We start from the raw sequence: 24,244 nt of genomic DNA on the forward strand, positions 1-24,244 counted from the left end.
CTGCGCTTGCCGGCGTTGCCGTCGTTGTTTTATTCGCAGTCCCAATAGCCCTTATGCCACTTGCGTTCCTCGTCGTACCAGCCCTCGTACCACGTGCAGTCGCCGTCCTGGGAAACTGAGGCACTCGTCGATGCGGGGGCGGCCGCTGCGGCCGTGCCCGCCGTGCCGATTGCGGTGCCGCCGGCGGCCAGCATGAAGCCGGCCGCGACGCAGGCGAAGGCGCGCTTGGCGCGTTGTGCTCGCATGGGTCTGCTCTTTCCTCCACGTTCTCGCGCTGTCCCGGCACGAGATGGATCACCGCGGCCTCACGCCGAAGAGTCGGGCGCTGCCAGCGTGGGGCGCTCAAGTTTGTTTGACGATGCCGCTCGAAGAACGATGCGGCGCTGCCGTCGAGGTCGCCGCGTGCCGACTGAGAGCACGTCTCCCGGCTGCCGTCCCACCCTGGCAAGAACGCCTCGAGGGAACGTGTCCGGGATCGCGACCGTCACCTCTTTCGACGGTACCGGCGTATCCGCTGCCAGGCACCTCCAGCGCACCGCGCCCCAACCGACTACGAAGAGCATCCGACACGTGGTGGCGGCTCCCCCTTGACGTCGTCTGCGATACGACGCTCAAAGCGGTGTCCGCCGCCAAAGCGCTGTCTGCCGTGATGTGATCACATGCCCCTTCCGCCCCTTCCTGAGAGTGCCGCCACGCTCGACGATCAGCGGCACTGCACGCCCCGGTCGAGTCCCGCACCGAGGTGTGGGAGGAGGACATACGTTCCGGGGTCCGCGGGCTCTCAACCGAACCCGCTCCCCCTGCCTGTCGCCGAGGGCGGCGATGCTGGTGGCGAACGTAGTGCCGCTGCCGACTCCGCTTCGGCGATGAGGATGCCACCGTGGGCGGCGGCGAATTCGGCGACGGCCAGCCGATGCCGCAGCCGTCGGCGCGGGGCCGGCCTGACCGGTCAACTGCCACGGGTGACCGCTGTGCTCAAGCGGCGAAGCCGATGTTGGTGACGTATTCGTACTGACCCCACTGGGAACCGAGGTCGATGATCTGGTCCGCCCACGCGTCGTCGAGCGCTTGGTCGTCGGCGGCGGCCCAGGCCTCGACGATGCGGTCCCAGCGGCGGACATTCAGAGTGCGGTACTCGACGACGCGCTGGCGTGGCCGGGGAACTTGCGACTGGTTGATGGGGTGGATCTCCACGCGGGTGCCGCGGCCGCGTGCGTTGAGTCGACCGACGAGGTAACGAGCGATGTTGTGCCGGCGCACCGTGCGATAGGCCGACTCGACGCGGTCCAGGTTCTTCTTGGAGGGGAGGCGTTTGCCGTCCAGCCACGCCTTGATCGTGCGGTCGGTGACCGTCAGGCCGGCCGCGCGGGCGGCGGCGCGGGCGTGGTCAGTGCGCGTGAGGTAGTGCAGGCGAGCCATCAGACCGCGCTTCGCGGTGATGGGTGTGGCGATGTATCCAGCCAGGTCGTCGAGGCGGCGGGCAACGGCTTCGTGGCCTTTGATGCCGCGGGCGCCGTACTTGCCGAACTCGATGTTCCGCTCGGGCACGTCGTCTTCTGCCTCTCCGTCGATTCACAGGGGTCCAGCGCGCCGTTCCAGCCGGCCACTCAGTCGCCCGCTTCGCCCGCGGCCGCCGTCTCGGAGGCCGTGCCGACGCTGTAGGTGTCCTTGACCTTCACTTCGGAAACGCCGCGGCCCTCGGGGAACACCGCGCGCCAGTCGCCGATGACGTGCAGCTCGTCAGTGCCCATCGCACGCACGACCATGAGGCCCTCATCGTATGCCTTGTACGCCTTCATCCAGAGGTTGGCGAAGGCCTGGGAGCGGATGAGGTGCATCCAGTCCGTACGGTAGATCTCCCGGTTGTAGTTCGACTCCCCCAGGGTCGAGACGAACTTCGAGTACATGGCCTTGACGTACTCCAGCGTCACCTCGTCGTCCTGGGCAATGGCCCGGTCTCGGGCGTCCTTGAGGGCGATGCGGAACTTCTCCAGCAGGTTCTCTGTGGCGCCCGAGGTGAACGACTCGTGGATCTCAGGCGGGCCGCACAGCCCGTACTTCGGGCCGGACAGGCGCAACAGGAGGCGCAGCGTCGGCTCGGTGACCCACAGAGGGCCTGGTTCGTCGCGGGCACCGACAGGGTTGGGCAGGACGTTGTCGTGCTCCCACGCGGGCGGGGTGATCAGGTGGACGCCGGCGCGGCGACGGTCGTGGTCAAAGCCGGTGGAGTGCTCCAGCTGGCCGATCGGCAGATGGGTCTTGAGCGCGGACAGGTACGCGCCGTTGATGTCGAGTGCGGTCACCTCGTGCGCGCCGGGCGGCAATTCGGGGCGGGCCCACTTGGGGCGGGCCTCCCAGATCTGGTCGGAGCCGCGCGCGCTCTGCTTGCGCAGGATGTCGGGCATCCAGGGGTGAGCCACGATGTCGTAGCGGCCACCGGTGCGGGTGGCGTCCAGCAGCGCCATCGCGTCCGGAATGGCGCGCTTGACCAGAGCCGCGATCGCGGCTTCGACGTCACCCTCGTGCGTGGCGAGAGCGGCCGCCACCGCGGCTCCGATGAGGTCCGGGGTCTCAGAAGCGGTCTGCATACGACGGCCCACTGGGCGGACCTGGACAGGCTCTGCCGCTCGGGCAGGCGCCGCCGCTGCCGTGCCGCACTCGGCGGCATCCAGGTGCTGAGGGAAACCGGCGACCTGGTGACGGGCGGGACCGCCGCACAACACGCACGGCTGGGGAGTCGTGAGGGATTGGACCTCGTCGGACCCGCTGTCGGCCGCGACGGTACCGGTCGTACCGTCCTCCGCCGCTTCCCCGCCGGAGGGCACGCCGCCCGGAAGACCCACAGTCCGGCCGTTGTCGCTCACGTCCTCAGCCCGGGCCTCCAGCTTGGCCTGAGCCCCTTGCAGGAAATACGCGTACTTCTCGCGCACCTCCCCGCTCGGATCCCGCCCGGACTCCCAGCCCCCGACTGTCGACGGGCTGACACCCAGGGCCTGCGCGACTTGCGTGCGCGAGAGGTTCAACTTCTCGCGCAGCGCACGACGTTCCTGGGCAGGAGGCAGTGCGATCTGCTGCCTGGCGCCGGCGAGCAGCGTGTCGATCGCCTCGAAGTCCGTCACCGGGGCGCCCCCTGCTCCTGGACAGCCACAGGGCGCTCGGCTCGGCGACGGGCGGATGTGCGGCGGCTCTCGACGGGCAAGGACTCAGACGCCCGGGTCGGCCCACTCAGCAGGTCGAGCACATCAATGCGGTAGTGCGCGGCCACGGCCTCACAGTCGGCCAGACTCCACGCGGCGCTGCCCGACTGACGACGGCTCACCTGCGCCTGGCTCACCCCCAACGCGGCTGCAAGATCCGTCTGCGACTCACCCGTCGCATGCAGGAGTGCGGCCACCGCTGACCTCACTCGTTCATCGAGAGTCATCCGCATAGCGCCGAATCTACCACTTGAAACTCAAGGAATATGCGCCATACGTATGGTCCGCGAGGGTGTGGAGACGGGTCTCTCCCCCGGCGGCCACATGCCCTCTCACGTCGGGGGCCTCGGAGGGGACGTCGATCGCTCAGACGAAGGGCAGCCGGCCCAACTGGCGCCCGTGCTCTGCCTCACAGCATCAAACGGCCATTCCTGGACTTGGCGTGTCAAACGCCCAGGGTTCCAGGCACACTTCAAGCGTTGCTGTCCCACCATGAAGAGGATCTCGCATGATCACGCTGAAGAAGGAAGACGGCCCGGCCGATCTGGACGGGGTAACCCATCTGTCCATCGGGGTGTCGTGGGACCCCACCGCCGGGAGCAGTGGCGGGCTGATCGGTAAACTCCGCCGGAACGTTGGCACCGACCTCGACCTGATCGCCATCGCGATGCAGGGGGCGGAGCCCGTACGGCTGGCAGGCCTTGACTCCCTGGACCCGCTGGGTAATGGCGCGTTGGTGCACAGCGGCGACAACCAGACCGGACGCGGGGACGGAGACGACGAGACAGTCACCGTCGAGTTCGCCCGGGTCCCGTCCAACATCACGTCGATAGTGTTCGTCGCCGCCGCGTACAAGAAGAACAGCTCCTTCCAGAAGGCACGGAACATCAGTTTCAAGGTGTACGACGCGACAGGGGGCAGCACCCAGCAAGTCGCTGACATCTGGCCCAGCCTCCTCAGCAGCGACAACGGCTGCGCCGTGGCCAAGGCGATCCGGGTCGGCGGGAGCTGGAAGCTCGAGGTGATCAACGAGACAGGGAAGGTCAAGCAGGGCGATGAGCAGGCCCTGATGCGCTTCGCGGTGAGCAAGTAGGGGAAGCCGAGGCTGACGTGCACGTCGGAGTCACGCATCCTTGGCGTCGGTGGGCTCGTCCAGGCTAGATGCCGGGCAGATCCGCGAGGATGATCGCGTTCATCAGGATCCTCCGTGGATACCCGCGCCTTCAGACGGGGGAGGAAACGGAATCCTGATGACCACGCGCCAGTCGCCCGAGTCCACGGCATCCAAGGAGCAACTGCAGCGCGCACTGAACAGCCTGTACGGCCGGTCAGTGTACTGGGACACAACCTGCTTCAACTGGGGTGCGAACGCCTGCTTCGACTAGGAGGTCGCGCGGATAGGCGGTCCGTCAGGGCGGCGTTGAGGACGCGCGGTCCAGCTGGGCACAATGAGTGAGCCGTCGCGGGCTCGGCCCTGATGCCATGATGCGTGACCAGCAGAGAGGAGCACACCCGTGACAGACGCGACGCCCTTCCTGCTCGAACGCCTGCACGCGGCCGGCGTGACCGACGTCGTCGCGGTCGAGCCAGCCACTGGAGGCCTCGCCGCGACCGCGGGGCTCGCGCGCCGCGGTGACGGCACGTCGGTGTTCGTCAAGGCGTTCGGCGAGCCGCCGTCGGACGACGCCTTCGCCGCGGAGGCCGAAGGGCTCACCGTGCTGCGCGAGGCGGGCGGCGTCGCCACGCCCGAGATCATCCTCGCGGACCGCGACCTGCTCGTGCTGTCCGTGCTGCAGCCCCGGCCGGGCACCGAGGCTTTCTGGGAGCAGCTCGCGCATGCGCTCGCCCACCTGCACACCACCACGCGGTACCCCCGATTCGGGTGGCACCGGGACAACTGGCTGGGCCGTCGTCGGCAGGTCAACACCTGGGATGACGACGGGTTCGAGTTCTTCGCCCAGCACCGTCTGCTGCGCTGGCTCGGCGAGCGTCGCGTCCAGGAGGCGCTCGACGCCGCGGACCGGGCGGCGCTGGAGCGGCTGTGCGACCGGCTGCCCGAGCTGCTGCCGGTCAGGCCTGCGTGCCTGACGCACGGCGACTTGTGGGCGCTGAACGTCATGGCCACCCCCGACGGGCGGCCCGCGCTGATCGACCCGGCCGTGTCGTACACGTGGGCCGAGGTCGACCTGGCCCACCTATGGACGACGGCGCCACCGCCCGAGGCGCCTGTGTTCTTCGAGCTGTACGCCGAGCTGACCGGGCTCGACCGCGACTGGCGCGAACGGATGCCGATCCTCCAGCTACGCCAGCACCTCGCCGTGATCGCCCAGTTCGACCCCGACTGGGGCGCCGCCGACCTCGTGCGCGCCACGCTCGCCCCGTTCCGGCAGCGGCCCTGAGCTCAGCTCAGAAGATCACTGCCTTCGGACCCGAGCGGGGCTGGCTGCGCAAGCTCGCGAACGGGAAGTTCACCACCACACTGCTCATCCAGCAGATGGCGAGCCCCCTGGTCATGCACCTCCTCCTCCGGCCGGCCACGCAACAGGTCCCCGACATGCCGTCCCCGCCCATCGAAGAGGTGTGCAACACGTTCGCCGACGCGTTCCTTCGCGCCGTCGCCCTTCCCACCGGGGCGGCCGAGGACAGCGGCCCGTCGTAGACGGAAGTGCAGATGTCGTCCATCGCCGCGGCCGTCCTCACCTGGAGCGGCAACGCTGAAAGAGCTCACTCGCTTCACATCGTGGCGGTGAAAAGGGGGGCAATGGCGTCGCTGTTCGAGGAGCGAGGAGCGTCAACCGCGATCCCAGATGGTTGCCTTCACGTTCAGCTCGGATGGGCCCGGCATGCTCGTCACCGTGAAGTAGCCCAGGCGGCCGTCCTGGGTTCTGAGACAGGCCATGGACCCCTCTTGGACGGCCAGCGCCCGCCGTGCCAACTGGCCGCTCATCTCGGAGCATTGCCGGTATTCCGGCGGCTGTGGACCGTCCCATGCCGCGATGGCGTTGGCGACGACTTCGCCGGGGTGGCAGTCGCACTCAAGGCCGAGATCACCAATCACCGCCTGGGTCGGCGGTACGTTGTCCAACCACCATCCCGTGGGCGCCCCGTTGCTGTAGAGAAGCAACGTGCCCTGCCAGCGCACCTTCACGGTCGGTGCCGTGGGCCTGGGCGCCGACGTGGGCGGAGCCGAACTCGGTGCCGGCGACGAGGGCGTCGGCGAATCTTCCGAGGACGAGGTATCTGGGGCCGGGCTGGGCGTGGGTGACACGGTGGGGGACTGCGGTGGTTCACCGGCGCCGGAGGGCTGTGGCGTGTCCGTCGAGGGGCTCGGAGGCGGGGCGGCCGCCTGACCCTTGTCACCGCCCACGACCCCTGTGTCCGACAGATTTTGCACGTAGAGCAGCACCCCCAGCAGGAGCGCGAAAACCCCGATGCCGGCCACGGCCCCCCGTACCTTCGGCGAGGTGAGGGCGGGAAGCTCTGCCCCACCCAGATTTACGGACTGCCCGATCACGGCGCCGACGAGAAGCACCACGCCAACGATCCACAACGACCCAACGAAAGCAAGCAAGTCATCACTCCCACACAGGCGTTCGCCCGGACCGACCACGGTCGGCTGCCCTGGAGGCAACGGATGAAGACCGTACCGACCACCGCCTGAACCGGACCAGCCCTGGCGGCGTTCGACAAGCACCGGGACGCGGAGCAGACATCGCCTGCACGCGGCCGACCATGACCGACTTCCGGAGCGTTCTACATGTCCGCGGCTGGCTGTGGCCCGAGCGGCTACGGCTTTTTCGCGCCGATGTGCACGGCGGATCAGGCAGCGAAGGAGAGCCAGAGGACGAGGAAGACGGCGCAGTCGGGCCTTGTGCGGACGCGGAACCAGCCGCGAGTGCGTTTCGAGAGGGTGTCGCCCGGATCTCCGTTGACCAGCGTGTAGAGCTCGTAGACCAAACCAAGCGCGAGCATGGTCTTGATCTTGTGATGTGCTGTGACCGTGAACGCCGCACTCTCAACTCTCGTGGCTGTCCTCGGCACTCTGCTGGGTGCGGTGGTAACTCACCTGTTTCAGCGCACTGCGGACCAGCGGGCACAGAGCTTCGCGGCGGGCCAGCACTCCGCTCGGAACGTCTCGGTGTGGATAGCGACTTCGCCGGAGCCGTAACGGAGTTGCGGCGAGGTCAACAGGATCGCTGGCATAGGTTACGCAAAAGGCCAGCGCCACACGCCCTACGCAGCCGGTCCGCCTCCACCGCCCCGACCAGGGGGCGGGACGACGGCGGTCCCCGCGAGGGACGCGCCGAGTACGCACCGATCTGGTGCAGCATGCCGTTCGCCCCCGGGCGAGACCGCCGCGTGGCGCAGTCCTAGGCGATTGGCACCGCTTGTCCCGTGACCCTCGTGCGGGTGTCATGCGGGGCCACGTCGATCAGCAGGTCACTGGGGCGGCCCATGTCCTCTCCTTGGCGGATCGCGATCGTGGCCGGTCCGGTGACCAGGCCCAGTGTGCGAAGGTATCCGCCGAACGCCGCAGCCGCCGCTCCCGTGGCCGGATCCTCCACGACACCACCGACAGGGAACGGGTCCCGGGCATGGAAGCGCTCCGGCGACTCGCGCCACACCAGGTGTACGGTCGTCCACCCGTGACGCCGCATCACCTCGGCGAGACCGTCGAAGTCGTACTCCAGGTCCGCCAGGCGCGCCCGGGAGGCGGCGGCCAGCACCAGGTGGTCATTGCCGCCGAACGCCACGTGCGGGGGCAGTGCCGGGTCGAGGTCGCCGGGAGCCCAGCCCAGGGCCTTCAGGGCGGCGTCAAGCTCGGTGCCCACGGCGGGGCGAGAACGGGTCGGAACGCTGGTGAGTGTGGCCAGCACCGTGCCCGCGTCGTCCACCGTGGTGGCCACGGGGATCTCGCCCGCGAGGGTGTCGAGGAAGATCTCGCCGGGGCCCAGCCGTTCGGCGAGGGCGACGGCCAGGGCGACGGTCGCGTGCCCGCAGAAGGCCACCTCTGCGAGCGGGCTGAAGTAGCGAACCCTGAACCGGCGCGATGCTTCGTCGCGGCCGGTGACGAAGGCCGTCTCGGAGTAGCCCACCTCGGCGGCGATCTCGAGCATCGCCGCGTCGTCGAGCCCGGAGGCGTCGAGCACGACACCGGCCGGGTTGCCTCCCGCAGGAATATGGGTGAAGGCCGAGTAGCGCAGGGTCTCGGCCAGCGGCTTGGGGTGGTTCATGGGGCTCGCCCCGGTCACGTCGATCGTCATGGCTCCACGCTGCCACCCCACATCGATCGAGTCCAACGATGGATTTCGATCCAGCTCATCGATATACCGCATAGGCTCGTGCTGTGGACACCCGCCTGCTGCGCACCTTCACCACCCTCGCCCGAACGGGCAGCTTCACCGCTGCTGCCGCCGAGCTGCACCTTGCCCAGTCCACGGTTACTGTGCACATCCGCGCTCTGGAACGGGACCTGGGCACCCGGCTCTTCGACCGCCTGCCCAAAGGCGCGCTGCTCACCGAGTCCGGACGACGGATGCTGGAAGGGGCCGAGGACGTACTCGACGCCGTGGCGCGGCTACGGGCCGCCTGCGACGGCGAGGGTGCGGCGGGGGGACGGGTGGTGGTAGGCACCCCCGAGTCGCTGTGTTCAACCTGGCTGCCAGGCGTCATCGCTGCCCTGCGCACAAGCCTTCCCAAGGTCGACGTCCACCTGTACGCGGCCGGTACCGCGCAGTGCGTCGATGGGTTGCGGTCCGGGCGCCTTGACCTGGCGCTGCTGTTGGAGGAAGAGGCTGACTTCCCCGATGTGACGGCCGAGACGATCGCCCGTGAGCCGCTCGCCCTCGTCTGCTCTCCCAGCCACCCGCTCGCCGCACGTGCGCACGCAGTGACCTGGGCGGAACTCGCAGCGGAGAGCTTCTTCCTTCTGGAACAGGGCTGTTCCTACAGTGACGATCTCGAGCGACAGCTGCTCGCTGTGCCTGGCGCCCGGCCACGACTGACCCGCTTCGGGAACGTGGACGCGGCACGTTCGTGCGTCGCCGCCGGCCTGGGACTGACCCTGCTGCCGCTGACGACCGTGGATGAGCAGCTGCGACAAGGGCAGCTGGCACGGATCCGCGGCCCGCGGTTCGCGGAGGTAACGGTGCGGCTGGCCCGGCATCGCAGGCGGTGGGCGGTACCGGCCGCGCAGGCGTTCGCGCAGGAGCTGGTACAGCACTTGTCCGACTGAGCAGCCGAGGAGACGTCGCGGCCTGCTGCTGATCCGCCGCCCCTGCTTCACCACCGCGACGGCGGACCTCCTGCGCCGTGCTGACTGAGCTAGGCGGTGACATCGTTGCCAATCGTGCCGCCGCGGCGCAGGACGCTACCGGGAACACAGTCACGCCGTCCCGCAGCGCCTGCGGAGGAGTTCAACGCCGTCGCCTTCGAGGTCGTCGCAGTACGTCGAGCGCCCGGTCATCGCCATCACCAGGGCCAACGTGGCGCCGGATAGGAGCGGCCCGGACCCGGCGGTGAAGGGGCCGTCATTCGCGACGAGTCTCAGGCCGCCGATACGTCCCTTGGCAACGACCACGAGGTCCGAGCCCTGGTAGTACTCAGCCAGCAGCGTGACCACCTCGATCGGGTAGTCACGACCGATGCCCAGCGGGCGCCGGATGTCTTCTCCGTGCACGATCGTCTCGCCAAGCATGGCGATGGCAGGGAGGGGAGGTTTGGTCGTGCTCGGGACCACATGCCGGAATCTCTCCAGCGTCTCGGCCGAGGTTGCACCCAACTGCTCGGCCAGCCGCATGGCCACCTGCTTGTCGAAGTCAAACCGGCAGCGGATCACACCCGCCAACCAGCGCACAGAATTGAGGCTCGCCGCCGCGGTGACGTGCGCCAGTACCTCACGCACCGTCAATTCGGCGCACAGCGACGGTGTCGCCCACTGCTCATCAGTCAGGTCTGCGAGATCAGCCGCCAGCGCTGCTCGCTCAACGCGGATCAAGGGCCAGACTCCAGCCCTCCGGCTGCGGTCCGCTGTCAGTTCCGGATCAGTCACGTGGGAGCGTCTCCTGTCACGAGTCGTGCTCTGCGTTGCACCTGGGCCGGAACAGGTGGCATCCGGCAGGGGCGTTTCAAGGAGAAGACCCTTGCCCCGAAGCAAAGTCATCGCCCGTGAGTGCACTGTCCTGAGGGCACCCGAACCGCGCCGCTGCACGAACCCCGGTCCTGGATACTGGGGATCATGCGCGTCGACTTCGATCCCGAGGCCGTAGGCCCCAACGACTTCTACCGGCTGCTCACCGCGGTGGTGGTACCGCGGCCCATCGCGTGGGTGTCCACGATCTCGAAGGACCACTCCGTACCGAATCTCGCGCCGCACTCCTTCTTCACCGTCGCCAGCACCCAGCCGCCGATCGTGCAGTTCACGTCAGTGGGGCGCAAGGACTCGCTGCGGAACGCGGAGGAGACCGGGGAGTTTGTCGTCAACTTCTGCTCCGAGCCGCTGTTCGAGCAGGTCAACGCCACGGGCACGGACTTCCCCTCCGATGTCGGGGAGTTCGAGGCGGTCGGCATCGAGCAAGAGCCCAGCCTGCGGGTCAAGCCGCCGCGGGTGGCGGCGTCGCCGGTGGCGCTGGAGTGCCGCCTGCACAGCACGCTGTGCCTGGGCGACTCGACCGTGGTGTTCGGACGCGTTGTCCACGCCGTGCTGAGCGAGGACGTCGTCGTGGACGGCCACCCCGACATCGAACTGCTGCGTCCGCTCGCGCGCCTGGGCAGGAACGAGTGGGGCACCATGGGCGAGATCAAGGAGATCGCGCGCATCCCGTATGCCGTGTGGCAGCAGAACGGAAGCTGACCCGGCGCCAGGCAACGCCCCTGCACCAGCAGGCCCGGAGAAGTGCCGGGCCGGTCGCCCGACGAAGTGCCGGGCCAGGCCGGTCGGTCCCTGGCAACAGGTCGCACACGTGCGTCGGCAGTCTGTGCGATCAGCCAGTCAGCACGGGCAGGAGGTGCGCCGTCGCGGTGGCGAAGCAGCGTCAGACCAGTAGCAGGCCGCGAGGTCTCCCGGGCCGGATCGGCAGACAACCGCCGTGCCAGACCAGCCTTTGGGTGAACGCCTGCGGGGCCGGTGGCCTGCACCGCCTCTGTCAAGGTCAGTGGGTGGTGAGCACCATGCGGAAGCGTGCGGTGCCGGCGAGCATCTTCCGGTATGCCTCGTCGGCTTGGTCCAGCGGCATGATCTCGGTCATCGGGCGGATTCCGTGCAGGGCGCTGAATGCCATGGTGTCCTGCACGTCCAGCGCCGTTCCGGACGGGTGTCCGCGCACGATCTTGCCTGCCATGAGCAGTTGGATCGGGTTGATTCCCAGCGGCTCGGCGACCGCACCGATGACCACCAACTCGCCGCGGTGGGACAGCCCGTCAGCGGTCGCCGTGATGGCAGCGGAGTTGGCGGCGGTGGCGAGGACTACCTTGGCGCCGCCAAGGGACTGCAGCGCGTCTGCGACGGTGGTGTCCCCCGTACTGTCGATGTAGTGGTGCGCGCCGAGCTGCTTGGCGAAGTCGGCCTTGTCGGATCCGCGGGCGATGGCGACCGTCTCGAAGCCCATGGCGGCCGCGTACTTAACCCCCAGGTGGCCGAGGCCTCCGATGCCGAGTACGGCAACCAGATCGCCCGGTCGTGCGGAGCTGCGCCGAAGCCCGTTGTACGTGGTCACCCCCGCGCAGGCCAAGGGTCCTGCGTCGGTCGCCGCCAGCCCTTCGGGGATGCGCGCAAGGGCGTCGGCTGGTGCGATCACCACATCGGCGAAACCCCCGTCGTAGGCCCATCCGGGGACCTTCAGGTTCTCGCACACGACGAAGTCGCCCTGTCTGCAGGGCGTGCAGTAGCCGCAGCTGCCGCCGAACCATCCCACCGCCACCCGGTCGCCCACCTGCCAGCCGCGGCTTTGTGTTCCCTCGCCGAGCTCTTCGATGCGACCGGCGATCTCATGGCCGGGGACCACCGGAAACCGGACACCCGGGAACACGGCGTCGACGAATGCCGCGTCGCTGTGGCAGATCCCGCAGGCGTCCACGGCGATCCGAACGTGGCCGGGGCCCGGCTTCGGTACCTCACGCTCGATGATCTCGAACGGCCCGCCTGCGGCGGCCACCTGAGCAGCTCGATACGTGCTCATCTGGACCTCTCCCGGGTACTCCTAGGAACGGTCCCCCAGACCATCAGACCATGTCCGGCCCTGTCGCGCGCGTGGGCTGGGATCCGGTCCTGCCTTTTGGACCATGCCGGGTGTCACCCGCCCTCCACCCCGGTGTCACCAACTACGATCACGCGTCGTCTGAGCGACGAGAACATCGGCGCCAACATCGCGCGAGTCCAGGGCTCGCTCACGCGCCGGGCGCTCCCGGCGTGCCCCTGCCGAGAGGTGGCCCGGCAGCTCAGCGACGTATCGTTGCTGATGTCTGAGACGTGGAGGCAATCATGACCACACCACGGGACCTGTTGCTCGTCGCCATGGACATGGAAGCCAGCCGCCCTGTGGAACAAGGCGACCTGTCGCTCGCACTCGCGGGAGCCGAGGCGATCGACCTCCTCGATCACCAAGCCATCAGACTGGTCGATGATCACATCGTGCCCAGCCACCCGTCGGCGACAGGCGATCGCCTCCTGGATGAGGCCGCGTCCTCCCTCGTCCGTCAAGAGCCCTACGAGTCGGTCGATGACTGGCTGTGGCGCAGGGGTCGCGGCCTGTCCTCGTTCTATCGGGACGCTCTCGTCGCCGAAGGGCAGCTGACCGGGCAACGCCCTCGGCGGATGCTCTTCCGGAACCGTAAGCCGGTGCCGGCCGATTCGCCCGCTCACCACCAGGCGGCCAGCCGCTGGAGTTCACACGAGCCCGTCCTCGCCGCGCTCGCGGCGGCCGTCGGGATTCAGGACAGCCAAACGGCAGACTCCCCGAGCATGACCGAGGTCGACGACGCGGTGGCGACGATCCTGGCCGCAGTCAACGGCGCGGTGATCGAACTGGAAGCCACACGGCAACAGCGAGCCATCGAAGCCTCGGCCTTCGACAACATCTGGCGAGGCGAGTGACGAGGGCACGCGCTCGCCGGCTACCGAGCCGGCAGCCGCACTGACGATTCCCGGATCCGGCCCGCTGCCCGGAAGCCGCCCCACGCCCCGGCATATCACAGCGCTGCGCCGCCGACCCGCAGCCGGCCGGACCCTCAGCGGTGGCCGGCTTGCAGCGCAACCCGCTCCAGCAGGCGCCGGTAGTTCTCCCACCACGACTGATCGCCCGGCAGTCCGCTCCGTGCTCGGTCACGATCTGCCCTTGAAGGGGGGTGAGTTGAACGATCAGACGGTAACGTCGATCTCGTGCTGGCTACAGTTCTCGGGCTGACCGGCGGCATCGCGGCCGCAATCATCGGTGCGTGGGCGGCGCTTCGCGCTCGGCGCCCGCCCAAATCGCAGGTCGAGCTGGTCGACGTGACCATTGCGCCGCCGTCGGGTTCGGCCTCGGGTCTCCGGGACATGTCTCCTGTGCTCGATGTGAAGGTACGCAACACGGGAGGCCAGTCGGCCGTACTCAAGCGACTCGTCGTGCGCGTGCACCGGGCTGTCCGGTGCGGGAGCATGTTCTCCAGCATGCGGCTTACGCCCTACCGCGCGATGTGGGTCGGCGCCCTCTTGCCGGTGTCCGCCACGTACGACGCCGCGATCCCACCGCCCGAAGACGCCGGCGGTTTCCGGGCCGTCATCGACCTCTCCCAGGTGGTTGCGCAGGGAGAGGCGGATCGGTTCGAGGTCCGCCTCGGCATGCAACCCACGTTCGACACGTACGTATACGACCTGGACCTGGAGATCATCTACGACGGGAACGATCGCATGATGACCTCGCCGAGGGTGGCCGTCGCGTTCCCGCAGCATGGTTTCGTGTACTCGGCTGACGAGATCCGGACCGTGATCAGCCACTTCCTGGAAGACACGAGGAAGGTCCGCGAAGCGATCGACAGAGAGATGACCGCACGCGGACTCCCCGTCCCCGACTGGGAATCCACACCGCCCCGACGCCGCGCTGACCTGCCGGACGGCCTCGTATCGGTGGACGGGAACGCCGACGTCCTCTCCTCCGGCGCAGAAGGCGTCTATGAGGTTACGGAGGCGTTCTGGGATCCGGGACGAGCAATCACGGGCCATCTCCAGAGCTTCGAGCGGATGTATCGCGAACTCGTCGGGATCACCGTCGGCGCGGCAGTCGCCGACGAAGTCCTGACGGCGTCGCTCCCGCTGGCTGAGGCCACCCTGGCTCAACTTCCGGCGCTGTACGCGGAATTCCGGGTGCCGACGACCGCGGAGGTCCAGCGCGTCGGTGAACCGGCGGGCACGAAGCAGCCGGCCAAGCTGATGGCGGAGATCCGGGATCGCCACAGCGAATCCGCGGCACGAGAATCGGCACTTGAGGAACTGCGGAGCCGTATCCGTGCCCGTGACGAGGGGACCTTCTGGTTTCTCGGTCAGTTGCTGGCAGAGGAGGAACGCCGGAACTCGTGGCTTGCCCACATCGGCCTTGACACGATGCCGAACGGGTCCTCAGCAGCCGAGCTGCTGGACGAGTTCCTCCGGCTCCGGAGTCCGGACGACCGGGACTCCTTCAACGTCGGCGCGACCTGGCCAATCGCCGGGGTAGCCGTGACGCCGCGGGCGCTGCGGCTGCGCTCGGGACACTCCTGGACGACCAGTCACGGGCACTGGGGCCCGAGCACCCCGACACATGTGCCACGCGCATCGAAGTCTTCCGGTTTCTGATGGAGGCGGGCGACATGGCCGCCGCCGCCACGGTTGCTGCCGATATCGTCGCCGACCAGCGTCGGACGGTGGGACCGGATCACCGGCACACCTTTCTCTACCGGCACAACCTCGGATTCTGCCTGGGTGAAGCAGGGGATCACCAGGGTGCCGTCGAGGTGTTCACCGAACTTCTCGGCGATGCCATGCGGGTGCTGGGTCCCGACACTCCCAACACCCTTGATGTCCGTCATGAGCTGGCCCGATGGCGAGGGAGAGCGGGGGACGCCGCGGGTGCCGCCGCCGAGTTCGCCGAAATAGTCCCGGACCGCATCCGCATCCAGGGGCCCGACCACCCGCATACGCTCATGTCGCGGCACAACCTGGCGCTATGGACAGGCGAGGCGGGGGACGCCACGGGCGCCGCCGCCGAGTTCGCCGAACTCGTAGTCGACCGACGGCGAGTGCTGGGGCCGGAACACCCCGACACCGTCAAGAGCGAGCGCGCCCTGGCCCACTGGCGAGAACAGCCTGGCCCGCACAGTCACACTGTCCAATGACAGGATGTCTCGCGTGGTGATGGCATGAGCTGCGGCATCATTGCCGGTCGTGGGTGCCGATTGTCGCCGCGGCTGGTTCCTCACCGTCTGTAGGAGCTGGTCACCCCGTTACTGCCGACGTTCAACCCCCGACCGCAGGACGGCGGGACCGCTCCGCGCGACGAGCGGCCTGGGCTTACAGCGGTTGTGTATGTGCTGACCAGGGGGTGTGCCTGGGGGCACCTGCCGGAGAGGTTCGGTGCTTCGCTTTCGGCTACCGCCGCCTCACCGTCCGGTGCGAGCGAAAAGGCCTCACACTTCCCGGACAAGCGGCGACGGATGTACGTCATGGGGCCGTGGACTGGCGGGAGTGGTCGCCGAGTGGCGGGCGCGGTGCCGGGGCCGGGAGGCCGAAAAGGCGCGCGCGTGCGGCGGAGGCGATGAGCGCCGGGTGGAACAGGCCGGCGGGTGAACCCACGAGGTGGTAGATGCGGTCCAGGGTGCGCTGGGCGCGTAGGTCGCCGTGCACCGCGAGCCGGTCGAGCTCGTGTGACCAGCGGCCGAACAGCGCGTCGATCGGGGACCGGCCGCTGTCGCTGTCGGTGTATCTGAGGTCCTCACCGGTCGCTATGGCCCACGGCAGTTCGGCGGCACGGGCCAGGCGGCGCATCAGCCGTCGCTCCGAACCGGGCCGCAGACCGGAGACGGAGGTCATGGCCTTGCGCAGCAGCAGCGCCTGACACGCTGCCACGGTGATGCCCTGCCCGTATACCGGGTTGAACGCGCAGGAGGCGTCGCCGACCGCGAGGAGGCCGGTGGGCCAGTTCTTCATGCGGTCGTAGTGGTGGCGCACATTGCCCGTCCGTCGGTGGACGACGATGTCGCCGACCGGGCGCGCGCTCCTGGTGAAATCGGCGAGCGCGGGGTCGCGCAGCCGGCCGAGAAAGGCATCGAAGCCCTCGGCGTCGCGCGGCGGCCGCCGGTCCCCCGCCCCCACGGCGGCGACCACCCAGTTGCCGCCCTCCACGGGAAGGGCCACTCCGCCGCAAGGCGACTGCGGGGACAGCAGCATGAGGATGCCCGCTACCCGGCCGAGGTGGTCGGCGGGCGCGGAGTAGACCCGGCTTGCGTAGCCGACCCTGGCGTCGACGATGGTCGTGGCCACCTCGCCGAATCCGGATCGTGCCAGCCAGATGGGCAGCCGCGAGCCGCGGCCTGATGCATCCACCACGAGGTCCGCCGTCAGCGGCGCGTTGCCGGAGCACTCGACCACCCAGCCGGTGCCACCGTTCGGGCGCCGCAGCGCCGAGACCCGCCTGCCGCTGTGCAGTTTCACTGCGGGCAGCGCCTTCACTCGCTGTCTGATCACGTGTTCGACGAGTGGCCGGGGCGCGGAGACCAGCTCGAATGCGGGGGTGCCGAACGGCGCCCAGCCCTGCTCGCCGAGCCAGGCGAGGTCACCGGTGTCCAGCGGTACGCCGCCCGCGGCGATCAACTCCCGGCGCAGGCCGGGCAGTAGTTTCTCGATCGCGCTCAGGCCGCGGTAGAGCAGGACATGTGGCTGGTGGCCCTGGGGGACGCCGGGCCGGGGTTCGGGGCGGTCGGTCAGCACGTCCCGCTCGAGAAGCGTCACCGTCCATCCGACGCTGCCGAGGGCGGCGGCCGTGAGCAGCCCCGCGAGGCTCGCCCCTATCACGACGACGTGCCCAACCGTTGTGCCGTGGCGGGCCCTTGTGCCACTGCTGCCTCTGCTTCGCGAGCTTCCGAACACGGCCATGACTACACCAGCACGAAAAGGAGCCGGCGCATCTGACGAAGCCAGGAAAGAGGGAGGATGCGCCATAGCGGAGCACCTCCCGACAGAGGTATGTGCCCGCGGAGAATCGCCCCGTGATCGAGCGATGATTCGTGCGGGAAATAGCCCGGCTTGCAGGTTTCGATGTTCTTGAAACCCTTGTTGTAGTAATAGCGGAGCTGTGGGTCCCGTGGAAGATTGTGCCGCTTCTCACGCATGTATGTGTCCACCGGCGCATCGGGGTGGGTGCTCTTCCAGGCACGCAGACCCGGCATGGGTGAACCGAGGTAGATGTCACGCCAGCCGGCCTTGAGAGCGTAGGGCCAGAAGAACCCGAAGATGGCCGTGACCGCGTCGCCGTCGATGCTGCTGAGGCTGATGCCGAACAAGGACCGGGTTTCCGTCGGGACCGGACGTTCCACTCGTGCGCAGTCGGCCCAGGTCTTCGCCGCCCGCAGTCGGCCGGGCGTGACGGGCTTCATGAACGTGAGGCCAGCGCATCGCCGGTATCCGGCGCGAAGGCGCCGATGCTCAGTTGCGGATACGCCTCGATGCGGGGCGCCAACTCGTCGCGCCACGCGGCCTGCTCCTGGTTCCATTCGCTTCTTCGAGCACCATGAGCCGCTCGACGTCGTCTGGTCGTAGGAAGCGGACTTCGACAGAAGCGGCAGGCGAATTCTGTCTGTTCAGGTCACTCGGTTTCGATATCCGAACGGGGCTGGCCATGCAATTACCTTTCTCGGCATGACGGGGGGCTGCGGGAGGTCCCGTCCGCAGAGGAGGATTACATCCGCACGGGCGCTCGGGAAACGGTGCGCGAGTTTGGTCGTCTGACGTTCATTCGGAGATAACCAGCCGTGGCTCGAGCAGGTCAAACAGTCGCGACTAGCAAAAGCTGTTGGTGAACGAGGGGGAAACCCAAAGCGAGACGCACAGGGGTTCCCGGGTTAGGTAGCCGGATTACGTAATTCTACTGAGGCCGAATCCGGCCACTCCGCTCACCGGCAGGGCGCGATGAGCAACCAGGCCGTCCCGCACCTGCGACCGACAGCGGCGAGCCCACGACAAAGCCGCCCGTAATCGAGCGCCTGCCGCCTTCTTGTGCGTGCGTACGAATGCCGGCCTTGCGCTGCTGTTACAGGTCCGCGCCTCGAGCAGAGCGGCGTACGTGGGAGTGGTCGGTGCGTGCATGCCAGAGCCGACAGGGGCTTGCTCTTGATCCCGCAAGGGTCGGTGTAGCAATCAGCGATTGTCACGGGCACGCAGCGGAGACTTCATGCGCTACGCAACAGACAGTTACGGAAATGTCCGCTTTTAGAAACATGAAACGTCATTCCGTTGTTCAGCTGTGCCGTTGCTTCACAGTGATGCTCCTCGGCCCCACCGGGGTCGAGACACCGAACCGCACGGCCGACTCGAGAACACGTCCGGCCTGCAACAGCTTGAGGGAGCATCAGATGTCTGCTTCTGTCATCGCCCGCCGATTCACGGCCGCCGCGCTCGCCGCCGGCTGCCTGCTCGGCGCGGCCACGGTCTCGGCTGCCGCCGACGACGACCCGGGCCGTCACCACCGGGCGCCGCACTCCTCCGACGACCGCGGGCGCGACCACCGCTCGCCGTTCCCGTCGGACGACCGAGGGCGTGACCACCGCCCGCCGTTCTCCTCGGACGACCGAGGGCGTGACCACCGCCCGCCGTTCTCCTCGGACGACCGCGGCCGGGACCACCGCACGCCGTTCCCCTCCGACGACCGCCCCGGCCGTCACCACTGGGGGCCGTACCCCTCCGACGACCGCCCCGGCCGTCACCACACGCCGAACTACTCCTCGGTCGTGATCAGCAACGTCCGTGCCGACAGCCCCGGATTCGACGACGGCTCGAACTGGTCACTGAACGGCGAGTGGGTCGAGATCGCCAACACCTCGCGCCGCAGCGTCAACCTGAACGGCTGGACACTGCGCAACGAGGACGGCACCCGCTACCGCTTCGGCTACCTGCGTCTGGAGGCCCGCTCCACCATCCGCGTCCACACCGGCGTCGGCCGCGACACCCGCTACGACGTCTACCAGGACCGTCGCCACTACGTGTGGGACAACCGCTCCGACACCGCGGCCCTGTACGACGACGCGGGCCGTCTCGTCGACATCACCTCGTGGGGCCGCCGCCACCGCTGACCCACGACGGGGCACGAAGCAGTCCCGATGAGGCCCACAACCGCCGGGAAACCCTTGGCACATACGGGCCAGGCATGACATCGGCCTCCAGGACCAAGCCATGGTCCTGGAGGCCGGCGTCGTGTCGGAGGTGGTGCAGCGTCCGGGCCCCGCGGTCTGCACCAGGCCGCTTCCGTAACCCTCTGCCTGTGGCCGCCCGGCGCAAAGCCGTTTGGCAAAGCCGTTTGTAGGATGCGGCGGCACCACGGCCCAACGGAACGAAAGGCGGTCATGTGGCGGCCCGCATCGAGCTGGTCACCGTCGACAAGACGCTGATCCGGCGACTCGGCTCGGGCAAGCACGTCCGTCACCAGCGCCGCGGCTCGCTGCCGACGATCGGCTCCGAAGGCTTGCCGTCCACCCCGACCGGTACGTCACCGGCCAGCATCACCCGGTGCATGACCCGCGGGTGATCGAGATGGGCGGTGTCGGCGGGGGCCAGATGGATGGTGGACCGGTTGTCCCAGAACGCCACACTGCCCGGCTCCCAACGGAAGCGGACCGTGTACTCGGGCCGGGTCGCCTGCTCCAGCAGCATCTCAAGCAGCAGCCGGCTCTCGGCACGCGAGACGTCCTGGATCTGCTCGAGGTAGTAGCCGTTGACGAACAGCACCCGCTCCCCCGTCTCCGGGTGTACCCGCACGAGGGGATGCACCGACGCGACCTGATGTTCGAGCAGGTGGCGCACGTACGCGTCGTCACCCGGCCGCGCCTGATATCCGACGCCGAGCCGATGTTCGGCGCGCAGTCCGTCCACGAAGTCGCGTACCGGCTTGGACAGCCCTGCGTACGCGGCCGCGAGATTGGACCAGGTCGTGTCACCGCCGTACGGCGGGACGGTTTCGGCACGCAGGATCGTCGCCGCCGGCGGGTCGATACGCGCACCGTGATCGCAGTGCCAGCCGCGCAGGGGGGAGTGGCGGCGCCGCTGCAGCCACTCGGCTTGCTCCATGCCGTAACGCCCGCCCAGCTCCAGCCGGTCAGCCGTCGTCTCGATCTCCGGGACGTCCTGCGGAGAGGCACTGCCGCGCCGCCTGAGGACGACGAGTTCACCGAACCGGCGTGCGAACGCCACATGCCCGGTGTGATCCAGGCGCTGTCCGCGGAAGAACACCACCTTCCACCGCAGCACCGCAGCCCGGATCACCGCGACCACCGCGTCCTCCAGGCGATCCGCCAGGTCGACTCCCGTGATCTCGGCTCCGATATGGCCGGCGACCGGCTTCACCTCCAGCCCGGGCACCCGCACCGTCTCCACCGCGGCGGCCGGTAACGCCTCGCTCCCCTTACTGCTGCCCGTCGTCATACGCGCTCCGATCGTCCTTGCGTGCCGACTGGTTCTGTGATCGTGACAGTCTCCGCCGTTCACCGCGACAGGGCCTCGCAGCCGAGCGGCGCCGGGTGCTGGGGCATGAGGGCCAGGCGGTCGCTGGGGCGGCAGTTCGGGTGGCTGTGGGCGGTGTATTCGGTCAGCACGTTCGGCACGTGACTCGCGTGCGACGCGTTCCCCTTGATCGCGATCCTTGTGCTGCACGCCGGGCCGACGGAGGTGGCGCTGGTGGTGGCCGCGGGGCTGGAAGGCAACGAGTTCTGCCTGCACTGACTATCTCGCCCAGTAGGGTGGGCGACGTGTCGCTGATCGGCAACAGGCGAGGTCTCCGGTAGATGGTTCCTCGGCCAAGAGAACCATCCGTTACGAGAGTCGGCCAGCCAGACGCGACCGGCCAGTCCGCCCGTCTCCGTGACGACCTCCACCAGGTCGCCGGGCAGCGCGATCGGCGCCGACACAGAGTTGACGAGCCGGTACCAGGCCGAGCCCTCCGACAGTCAGTCGACGCCGAGGACCTGCTGCAGCACGATCTGCCCGTGCGTGGACAGCACCGCCCCCGGCCCCTCATACACGACGCTCGTCGGGGTCCGGCCCGGCTCCCCCGTCAGGGTCGCCTGGCGGTTCCGCGGCGCCGACGATGAAGCTGCCGCCCATTGTCCGCACATCGGCTGACCGACGAGTCGTCCAGCACCTGCAGTAGCCGGGCTGGCGCGATCATCGGCGGCTGGACCATCTCACCGCCGGCTTGCGCCGGTTCCTTGATGCCGGGGGTTCCGTGTATCGCGGGCGTATCGAAAATCGCATACGCCACCGCAACGGCCCTCCGTCTCCAATGGGGGCATGAACCACCACGCGTCCCTGTCAGCGCCGCCCCGCCGCACGCGCAGGATCGTGCTCCTCAGCCTGGCGATGCTCGGCATGGCGAGCGCCCTGTTCGTCGTGCGGCGGCCGCTCATGATGTCCGCTCCGAGGTGCATGGCCGGGCGGTGGCACGGCTGCTTCGATACGTTCAACGGTGTGGTGCTCATGACGTTGGTCACGCTGCCGTTGGCCGCGCTGGTGGTGTGGGCTCTGGCGCGCCGTCGGCGTGCCGCCGGTGTCACAGCGGCGTGGCGGATGTCGCTGGCCGAGGTGGGCATGGTGCACGGGACGGTGCCGCTCATATGGCTGACCATGATGCCGGGCGCCGCGGCCGGCGCCGTCCCCGGCCGGGTGAGCCTGGTACCGCTGCGGGACCTGCTCACGATGGGGCCGCTAGGAATCGTCGGCAACCTGCTGATCTTCGCGGCGCTGGGGTTCTTCGCCCCGATGCGGTTCGTGGCGCTGGCGTCCGTGCCGCGAATCCTGGCGCTCGGGGCGGGCTGCTCGGTCCTGGTCGAAACCGCACAGTACGTCCTGCGGCTGGACCGGGTGTCCTCCGTGGACGACGTACTGGTCAACGCCGCCGGCGCCGTGCTGGCCGCGCTGGCGTCGCGCCGCTGGTGGCGCACTACGGCGGAAGCGCCGTCGGACCGGCCTCGCCCCGCGCTGGCACCGGCAGGCTGAGTCGCGTGTCCGGTGTGCACACGTCATTGCATACGTCGGCGATATGTTGCGCTGCTTAGGCTTCAGACATGCGCGTACTGATCGTGGAGGACGAGCCCTACCTGGCCGAAGCCGTCCGTGACGGTCTCCGGCTGGAGGCGATCGCCGCCGACATCGCCGGCGACGGCGACTCCGCCCTGGAACTGCTCAGCGTCAACTCCTACGACCTCGCGGTCCTCGACCGCGACATCCCCGGCCCCTCCGGCGACGAGGTCGCCCGGCGCATCGTCGCCTCCGGCAGCGGCATCCCGATCCTCATGCTCACCGCTGCCGACCGGATCGACGACAAGGCTTCCGGGTTCGAGCTCGGCGCCGACGACTACCTCACCAAACCGTTCGAGCTGCGGGAGCTCGTCCTGCGGCTGAGGGCGCTCGACCGCAGACGCGCGTACGCCCGGCCCCCGGTCCGCGAGATCGCGGGCCTGCGGCTCGACCCCTTCCGCCGGGAGGTCTTCCGCGACGGACGCTACGTCGCGCTCACCCGCAAACAGTTCGCCGTGCTGGAAGTCCTCGTCGCCGCCGAGGGCGGGGTCGTCAGCGCCGAAGAGCTGCTGGAACGGGCCTGGGACGAGAACACCGACCCCCTCACCAACGCCGTGCGCATCACCGTCTCCGCACTGCGCAAACGGCTCGGCGAACCATGGATCATCGCCACGGTGCCCGGCGTCGGCTACCGCATCGACACCGGCCCCGACACCACCCGCCCCGGCAGTACGCATGCATAGACGCCCAGGGCTCAGCGCCCGACTGAAACTCACCCTCAGCTACGCCGGCTTCCTCGCCGTCGCCGGCGCTCTCCTCCTGGCCGTGGTGTGGGTGTTCCTGCTGCGCTACGTACCCGACAACCCCAAGGGCCTTCTCGGGATCGCGCCCAACCGCTACCTCCTTGTGCGCACCTTCGCCCCCGCCGCGGCCGCGGCGATGGTCTTCCTGCTCGTGTTCGGCCTCGTCGGGGGATGGATCCTCGCCGGCCGGATGCTCGCACCGCTGACACAGATCACGGCCGCGGCACGGATGGCCGGGAACGGATCGCTGTCCCACCGGATCCGCATGGAAGGCCGCCAGGACGAATTCCGTGAACTCGCCGACGTGTTCGACACCATGCTCGAACAACTCGAGTCGCACGTCGCCGAGCAGCAGAGGTTCGCCGCGAACGCCTCCCACGAACTGCGCACCCCGCTGGCGATCTCGCGGACGCTCCTCGACGTCGCCCGCAAGGACCCCACGCGAGACCGGGGCGAACTCATCCAACGCCTGCACGCTGTCAATACGCGGGCGATCGACCTCACCGAGGCCCTCCTGCTGCTCAGCCGCAGCGACCGCGCGAACTTCACCCGCGAGAGCGTCGACCTCTCCCTCGTCGCCGAAGAGGCCGCCGAAACCCTGCTCCTCCTCGCCGAACAGCGCGGGATCACGCTCGACGTCACCGGCGGAGCGACACGGACCAGCGGCTCCGCGGAGCTCCTGCTGAGGATGGTGACGAACCTCGTCCAGAACGCCATCGTCCACAACCTCCCCGCCGGCGGCACCGTGACGGTCCACACCGAAACGCAGGGCGACGCAAGCGTGTTGCAGGTCGAGAACACGGGCCATCCAGTGCCACCGGAACTGGTGCCGACCCTCACCGAACCCTTCCAGCGCGGAACGGAACGCGTACGCACCGACGAGCACGCCGGCGTCGGCCTCGGCCTTGCCATCGTGCACAGCATCGTCCGCGCCCACGACGGGACCCTCGACCTCGTCCCCCGCCCCGCCGGCGGTCTCCTCGTCACGGTCCGGCTTCCCGGCACGCCGTAGGCAT

Annotated in this window: 26 protein-coding genes; 14 read left to right on the forward strand and 12 right to left on the reverse strand. The window is 68.7% G+C overall.

Going from position 1 to position 24,244, the window contains the following annotated elements:
* Positions 1-29 precede the first annotated feature (29 nt).
* From ACSMXV_RS01750 to ACSMXV_RS01765, 4 genes are all read right to left on the reverse strand, one after another.
* Positions 30-245, reverse strand: coding sequence for a hypothetical protein (locus tag ACSMXV_RS01750; RefSeq protein WP_473175916.1), 216 nt, complete (start codon positions 243-245; stop codon positions 30-32).
* Between the two features lie 730 nt (positions 246-975).
* Positions 976-1,548, reverse strand: a complete 573-nt coding sequence (locus tag ACSMXV_RS01755; RefSeq protein ID WP_473175917.1) for a transcriptional regulator — start codon at positions 1,546-1,548, stop codon at positions 976-978.
* A gap of 59 nt (positions 1,549-1,607) precedes the next feature.
* The gene (locus tag ACSMXV_RS01760; protein ID WP_473175918.1) at positions 1,608-3,119 is read right to left on the reverse strand and encodes a helix-turn-helix domain-containing protein; all 1,512 of its coding nucleotides are present in this window, start codon (positions 3,117-3,119) and stop codon (positions 1,608-1,610) included.
* Positions 3,116-3,430, reverse strand: coding sequence for a helix-turn-helix domain-containing protein (locus tag ACSMXV_RS01765; RefSeq protein WP_473175919.1), 315 nt, complete (start codon positions 3,428-3,430; stop codon positions 3,116-3,118). The genes ACSMXV_RS01760 and ACSMXV_RS01765 overlap by 4 nt, the downstream gene beginning before the upstream one ends.
* A 275-nt stretch (positions 3,431-3,705) precedes the next feature.
* On the opposite strand from ACSMXV_RS01765, the gene ACSMXV_RS01770 reads away from it, so the two are divergent.
* The 3 genes from ACSMXV_RS01770 to ACSMXV_RS01780 all read left to right on the forward strand — a co-directional run bounded on the left by ACSMXV_RS01770 (position 3,706) and on the right by ACSMXV_RS01780 (position 5,596).
* The gene (locus tag ACSMXV_RS01770; RefSeq protein ID WP_473175920.1) at positions 3,706-4,290 is read left to right on the forward strand and encodes a TerD family protein; all 585 of its coding nucleotides are present in this window, start codon (positions 3,706-3,708) and stop codon (positions 4,288-4,290) included.
* A gap of 157 nt (positions 4,291-4,447) precedes the next feature.
* On the forward strand, positions 4,448-4,582 hold the full coding sequence (locus tag ACSMXV_RS01775; protein WP_473175921.1) for a hypothetical protein: 135 nt from the start codon (positions 4,448-4,450) through the stop codon (positions 4,580-4,582).
* A 129-nt stretch (positions 4,583-4,711) separates the two neighbouring features.
* Positions 4,712-5,596 (forward strand): fructosamine kinase family protein, encoded by an 885-nt coding sequence (locus ACSMXV_RS01780; protein WP_473175922.1) that lies wholly within the window; start codon positions 4,712-4,714, stop codon positions 5,594-5,596.
* A gap of 392 nt (positions 5,597-5,988) precedes the next feature.
* Here the strand turns inward: ACSMXV_RS01780 and ACSMXV_RS01785 are convergent, their stop codons facing one another.
* Entirely contained in the window at positions 5,989-6,282 is a 294-nt protein-coding gene (locus ACSMXV_RS01785; RefSeq protein ID WP_473175923.1) for a hypothetical protein, read from the reverse strand.
* Positions 6,283-6,322: 40 nt separating this feature from the next.
* On the opposite strand from ACSMXV_RS01785, the gene ACSMXV_RS01790 reads away from it, so the two are divergent.
* Positions 6,323-6,547, forward strand: coding sequence for a hypothetical protein (locus ACSMXV_RS01790; protein WP_473175924.1), 225 nt, complete (start codon positions 6,323-6,325; stop codon positions 6,545-6,547).
* Between the two features lie 469 nt (positions 6,548-7,016).
* Here the strand turns inward: ACSMXV_RS01790 and ACSMXV_RS01795 are convergent, their stop codons facing one another.
* A complete protein-coding gene (locus ACSMXV_RS01795) occupies positions 7,017-7,169 on the reverse strand; it encodes a hypothetical protein (RefSeq protein ID WP_473175925.1) in 153 nt (50 codons plus the stop codon).
* A gap of 398 nt (positions 7,170-7,567) precedes the next feature.
* The gene (locus ACSMXV_RS01800; RefSeq protein ID WP_473175926.1) at positions 7,568-8,461 is read right to left on the reverse strand and encodes a PhzF family phenazine biosynthesis isomerase; all 894 of its coding nucleotides are present in this window, start codon (positions 8,459-8,461) and stop codon (positions 7,568-7,570) included.
* Between the two features lie 83 nt (positions 8,462-8,544).
* Here ACSMXV_RS01800 and ACSMXV_RS01805 point away from each other — a divergent pair, with 83 nt between their 5' ends.
* Positions 8,545-9,432, forward strand: a complete 888-nt coding sequence (locus ACSMXV_RS01805) for a LysR family transcriptional regulator (RefSeq protein WP_473175927.1) — start codon at positions 8,545-8,547, stop codon at positions 9,430-9,432.
* Positions 9,433-9,582: 150 nt separating this feature from the next.
* On the opposite strand, the gene ACSMXV_RS01810 is transcribed toward ACSMXV_RS01805, so the two are convergent.
* On the reverse strand, positions 9,583-10,248 hold the full coding sequence (locus ACSMXV_RS01810; RefSeq protein WP_473175928.1) for a maleylpyruvate isomerase family mycothiol-dependent enzyme: 666 nt from the start codon (positions 10,246-10,248) through the stop codon (positions 9,583-9,585).
* 186 nt (positions 10,249-10,434) lie between these two features.
* On the opposite strand from ACSMXV_RS01810, the gene ACSMXV_RS01815 reads away from it, so the two are divergent.
* A complete protein-coding gene (locus tag ACSMXV_RS01815; protein ID WP_473175929.1) occupies positions 10,435-11,049 on the forward strand; it encodes a flavin reductase family protein in 615 nt (204 codons plus the stop codon).
* 298 nt (positions 11,050-11,347) lie between these two features.
* Here ACSMXV_RS01815 and ACSMXV_RS01820 read toward each other — a convergent pair whose 3' ends face one another.
* Positions 11,348-12,373, reverse strand: coding sequence for an alcohol dehydrogenase (locus tag ACSMXV_RS01820; RefSeq protein ID WP_473175930.1), 1,026 nt, complete (start codon positions 12,371-12,373; stop codon positions 11,348-11,350).
* 302 nt (positions 12,374-12,675) lie between these two features.
* Here ACSMXV_RS01820 and ACSMXV_RS01825 point away from each other — a divergent pair, with 302 nt between their 5' ends.
* The 4 genes from ACSMXV_RS01825 to ACSMXV_RS01840 all read left to right on the forward strand — a co-directional run bounded on the left by ACSMXV_RS01825 (position 12,676) and on the right by ACSMXV_RS01840 (position 15,965).
* Complete coding sequence (locus tag ACSMXV_RS01825) at positions 12,676-13,287, forward strand: GOLPH3/VPS74 family protein (protein ID WP_473175931.1); 612 nt, start codon at positions 12,676-12,678, stop codon at positions 13,285-13,287.
* A 285-nt stretch (positions 13,288-13,572) separates the two neighbouring features.
* On the forward strand, positions 13,573-15,003 hold the full coding sequence (locus ACSMXV_RS01830) for a hypothetical protein (protein ID WP_473175932.1): 1,431 nt from the start codon (positions 13,573-13,575) through the stop codon (positions 15,001-15,003).
* 14 nt (positions 15,004-15,017) lie between these two features.
* Positions 15,018-15,542 (forward strand): tetratricopeptide repeat protein, encoded by a 525-nt coding sequence (locus ACSMXV_RS01835; protein WP_473175933.1) that lies wholly within the window; start codon positions 15,018-15,020, stop codon positions 15,540-15,542.
* A 96-nt stretch (positions 15,543-15,638) separates the two neighbouring features.
* Positions 15,639-15,965 (forward strand): transposase, encoded by a 327-nt coding sequence (locus ACSMXV_RS01840; RefSeq protein ID WP_473179209.1) that lies wholly within the window; start codon positions 15,639-15,641, stop codon positions 15,963-15,965.
* On the opposite strand, the gene ACSMXV_RS01845 is transcribed toward ACSMXV_RS01840, so the two are convergent.
* The gene (locus ACSMXV_RS01845) at positions 15,868-17,217 is read right to left on the reverse strand and encodes an NAD(P)/FAD-dependent oxidoreductase (RefSeq protein WP_473175934.1); all 1,350 of its coding nucleotides are present in this window, start codon (positions 17,215-17,217) and stop codon (positions 15,868-15,870) included. The genes ACSMXV_RS01840 and ACSMXV_RS01845 overlap by 98 nt on opposite strands.
* Positions 17,218-17,300: 83 nt before the next feature.
* Positions 17,301-17,798, reverse strand: coding sequence for a hypothetical protein (locus ACSMXV_RS01850; protein ID WP_473175935.1), 498 nt, complete (start codon positions 17,796-17,798; stop codon positions 17,301-17,303).
* 975 nt (positions 17,799-18,773) lie between these two features.
* Here ACSMXV_RS01850 and ACSMXV_RS01855 point away from each other — a divergent pair.
* Complete coding sequence (locus ACSMXV_RS01855) at positions 18,774-19,490, forward strand: lamin tail domain-containing protein (protein WP_473175936.1); 717 nt, start codon at positions 18,774-18,776, stop codon at positions 19,488-19,490.
* 346 nt (positions 19,491-19,836) lie between these two features.
* On the opposite strand, the gene ACSMXV_RS01860 is transcribed toward ACSMXV_RS01855, so the two are convergent.
* The gene (locus tag ACSMXV_RS01860) at positions 19,837-20,835 is read right to left on the reverse strand and encodes a TauD/TfdA dioxygenase family protein (protein ID WP_473175937.1); all 999 of its coding nucleotides are present in this window, start codon (positions 20,833-20,835) and stop codon (positions 19,837-19,839) included.
* A gap of 864 nt (positions 20,836-21,699) precedes the next feature.
* Between ACSMXV_RS01860 and ACSMXV_RS01865 the strand changes: the two genes are divergently transcribed.
* The 3 genes from ACSMXV_RS01865 (at position 21,700) to ACSMXV_RS01875 (ending at position 24,240) form a co-directional block, all read left to right on the forward strand.
* Positions 21,700-22,404: a VanZ family protein gene (locus ACSMXV_RS01865; protein WP_473175938.1), complete on the forward strand. Its 705-nt coding sequence runs from the start codon at positions 21,700-21,702 to the stop codon at positions 22,402-22,404.
* Positions 22,405-22,472: 68 nt separating this feature from the next.
* On the forward strand, positions 22,473-23,168 hold the full coding sequence (locus ACSMXV_RS01870; protein ID WP_181658872.1) for a response regulator transcription factor: 696 nt from the start codon (positions 22,473-22,475) through the stop codon (positions 23,166-23,168).
* Positions 23,161-24,240 (forward strand): sensor histidine kinase, encoded by a 1,080-nt coding sequence (locus ACSMXV_RS01875; RefSeq protein WP_473175939.1) that lies wholly within the window; start codon positions 23,161-23,163, stop codon positions 24,238-24,240. Before ACSMXV_RS01870 ends, ACSMXV_RS01875 begins: the two co-directional genes overlap by 8 nt.
* Positions 24,241-24,244: the final 4 nt, after the last annotated feature.

It is taken from the genome of Streptomyces sp. DSM 42067 (genome assembly GCF_055792885.1).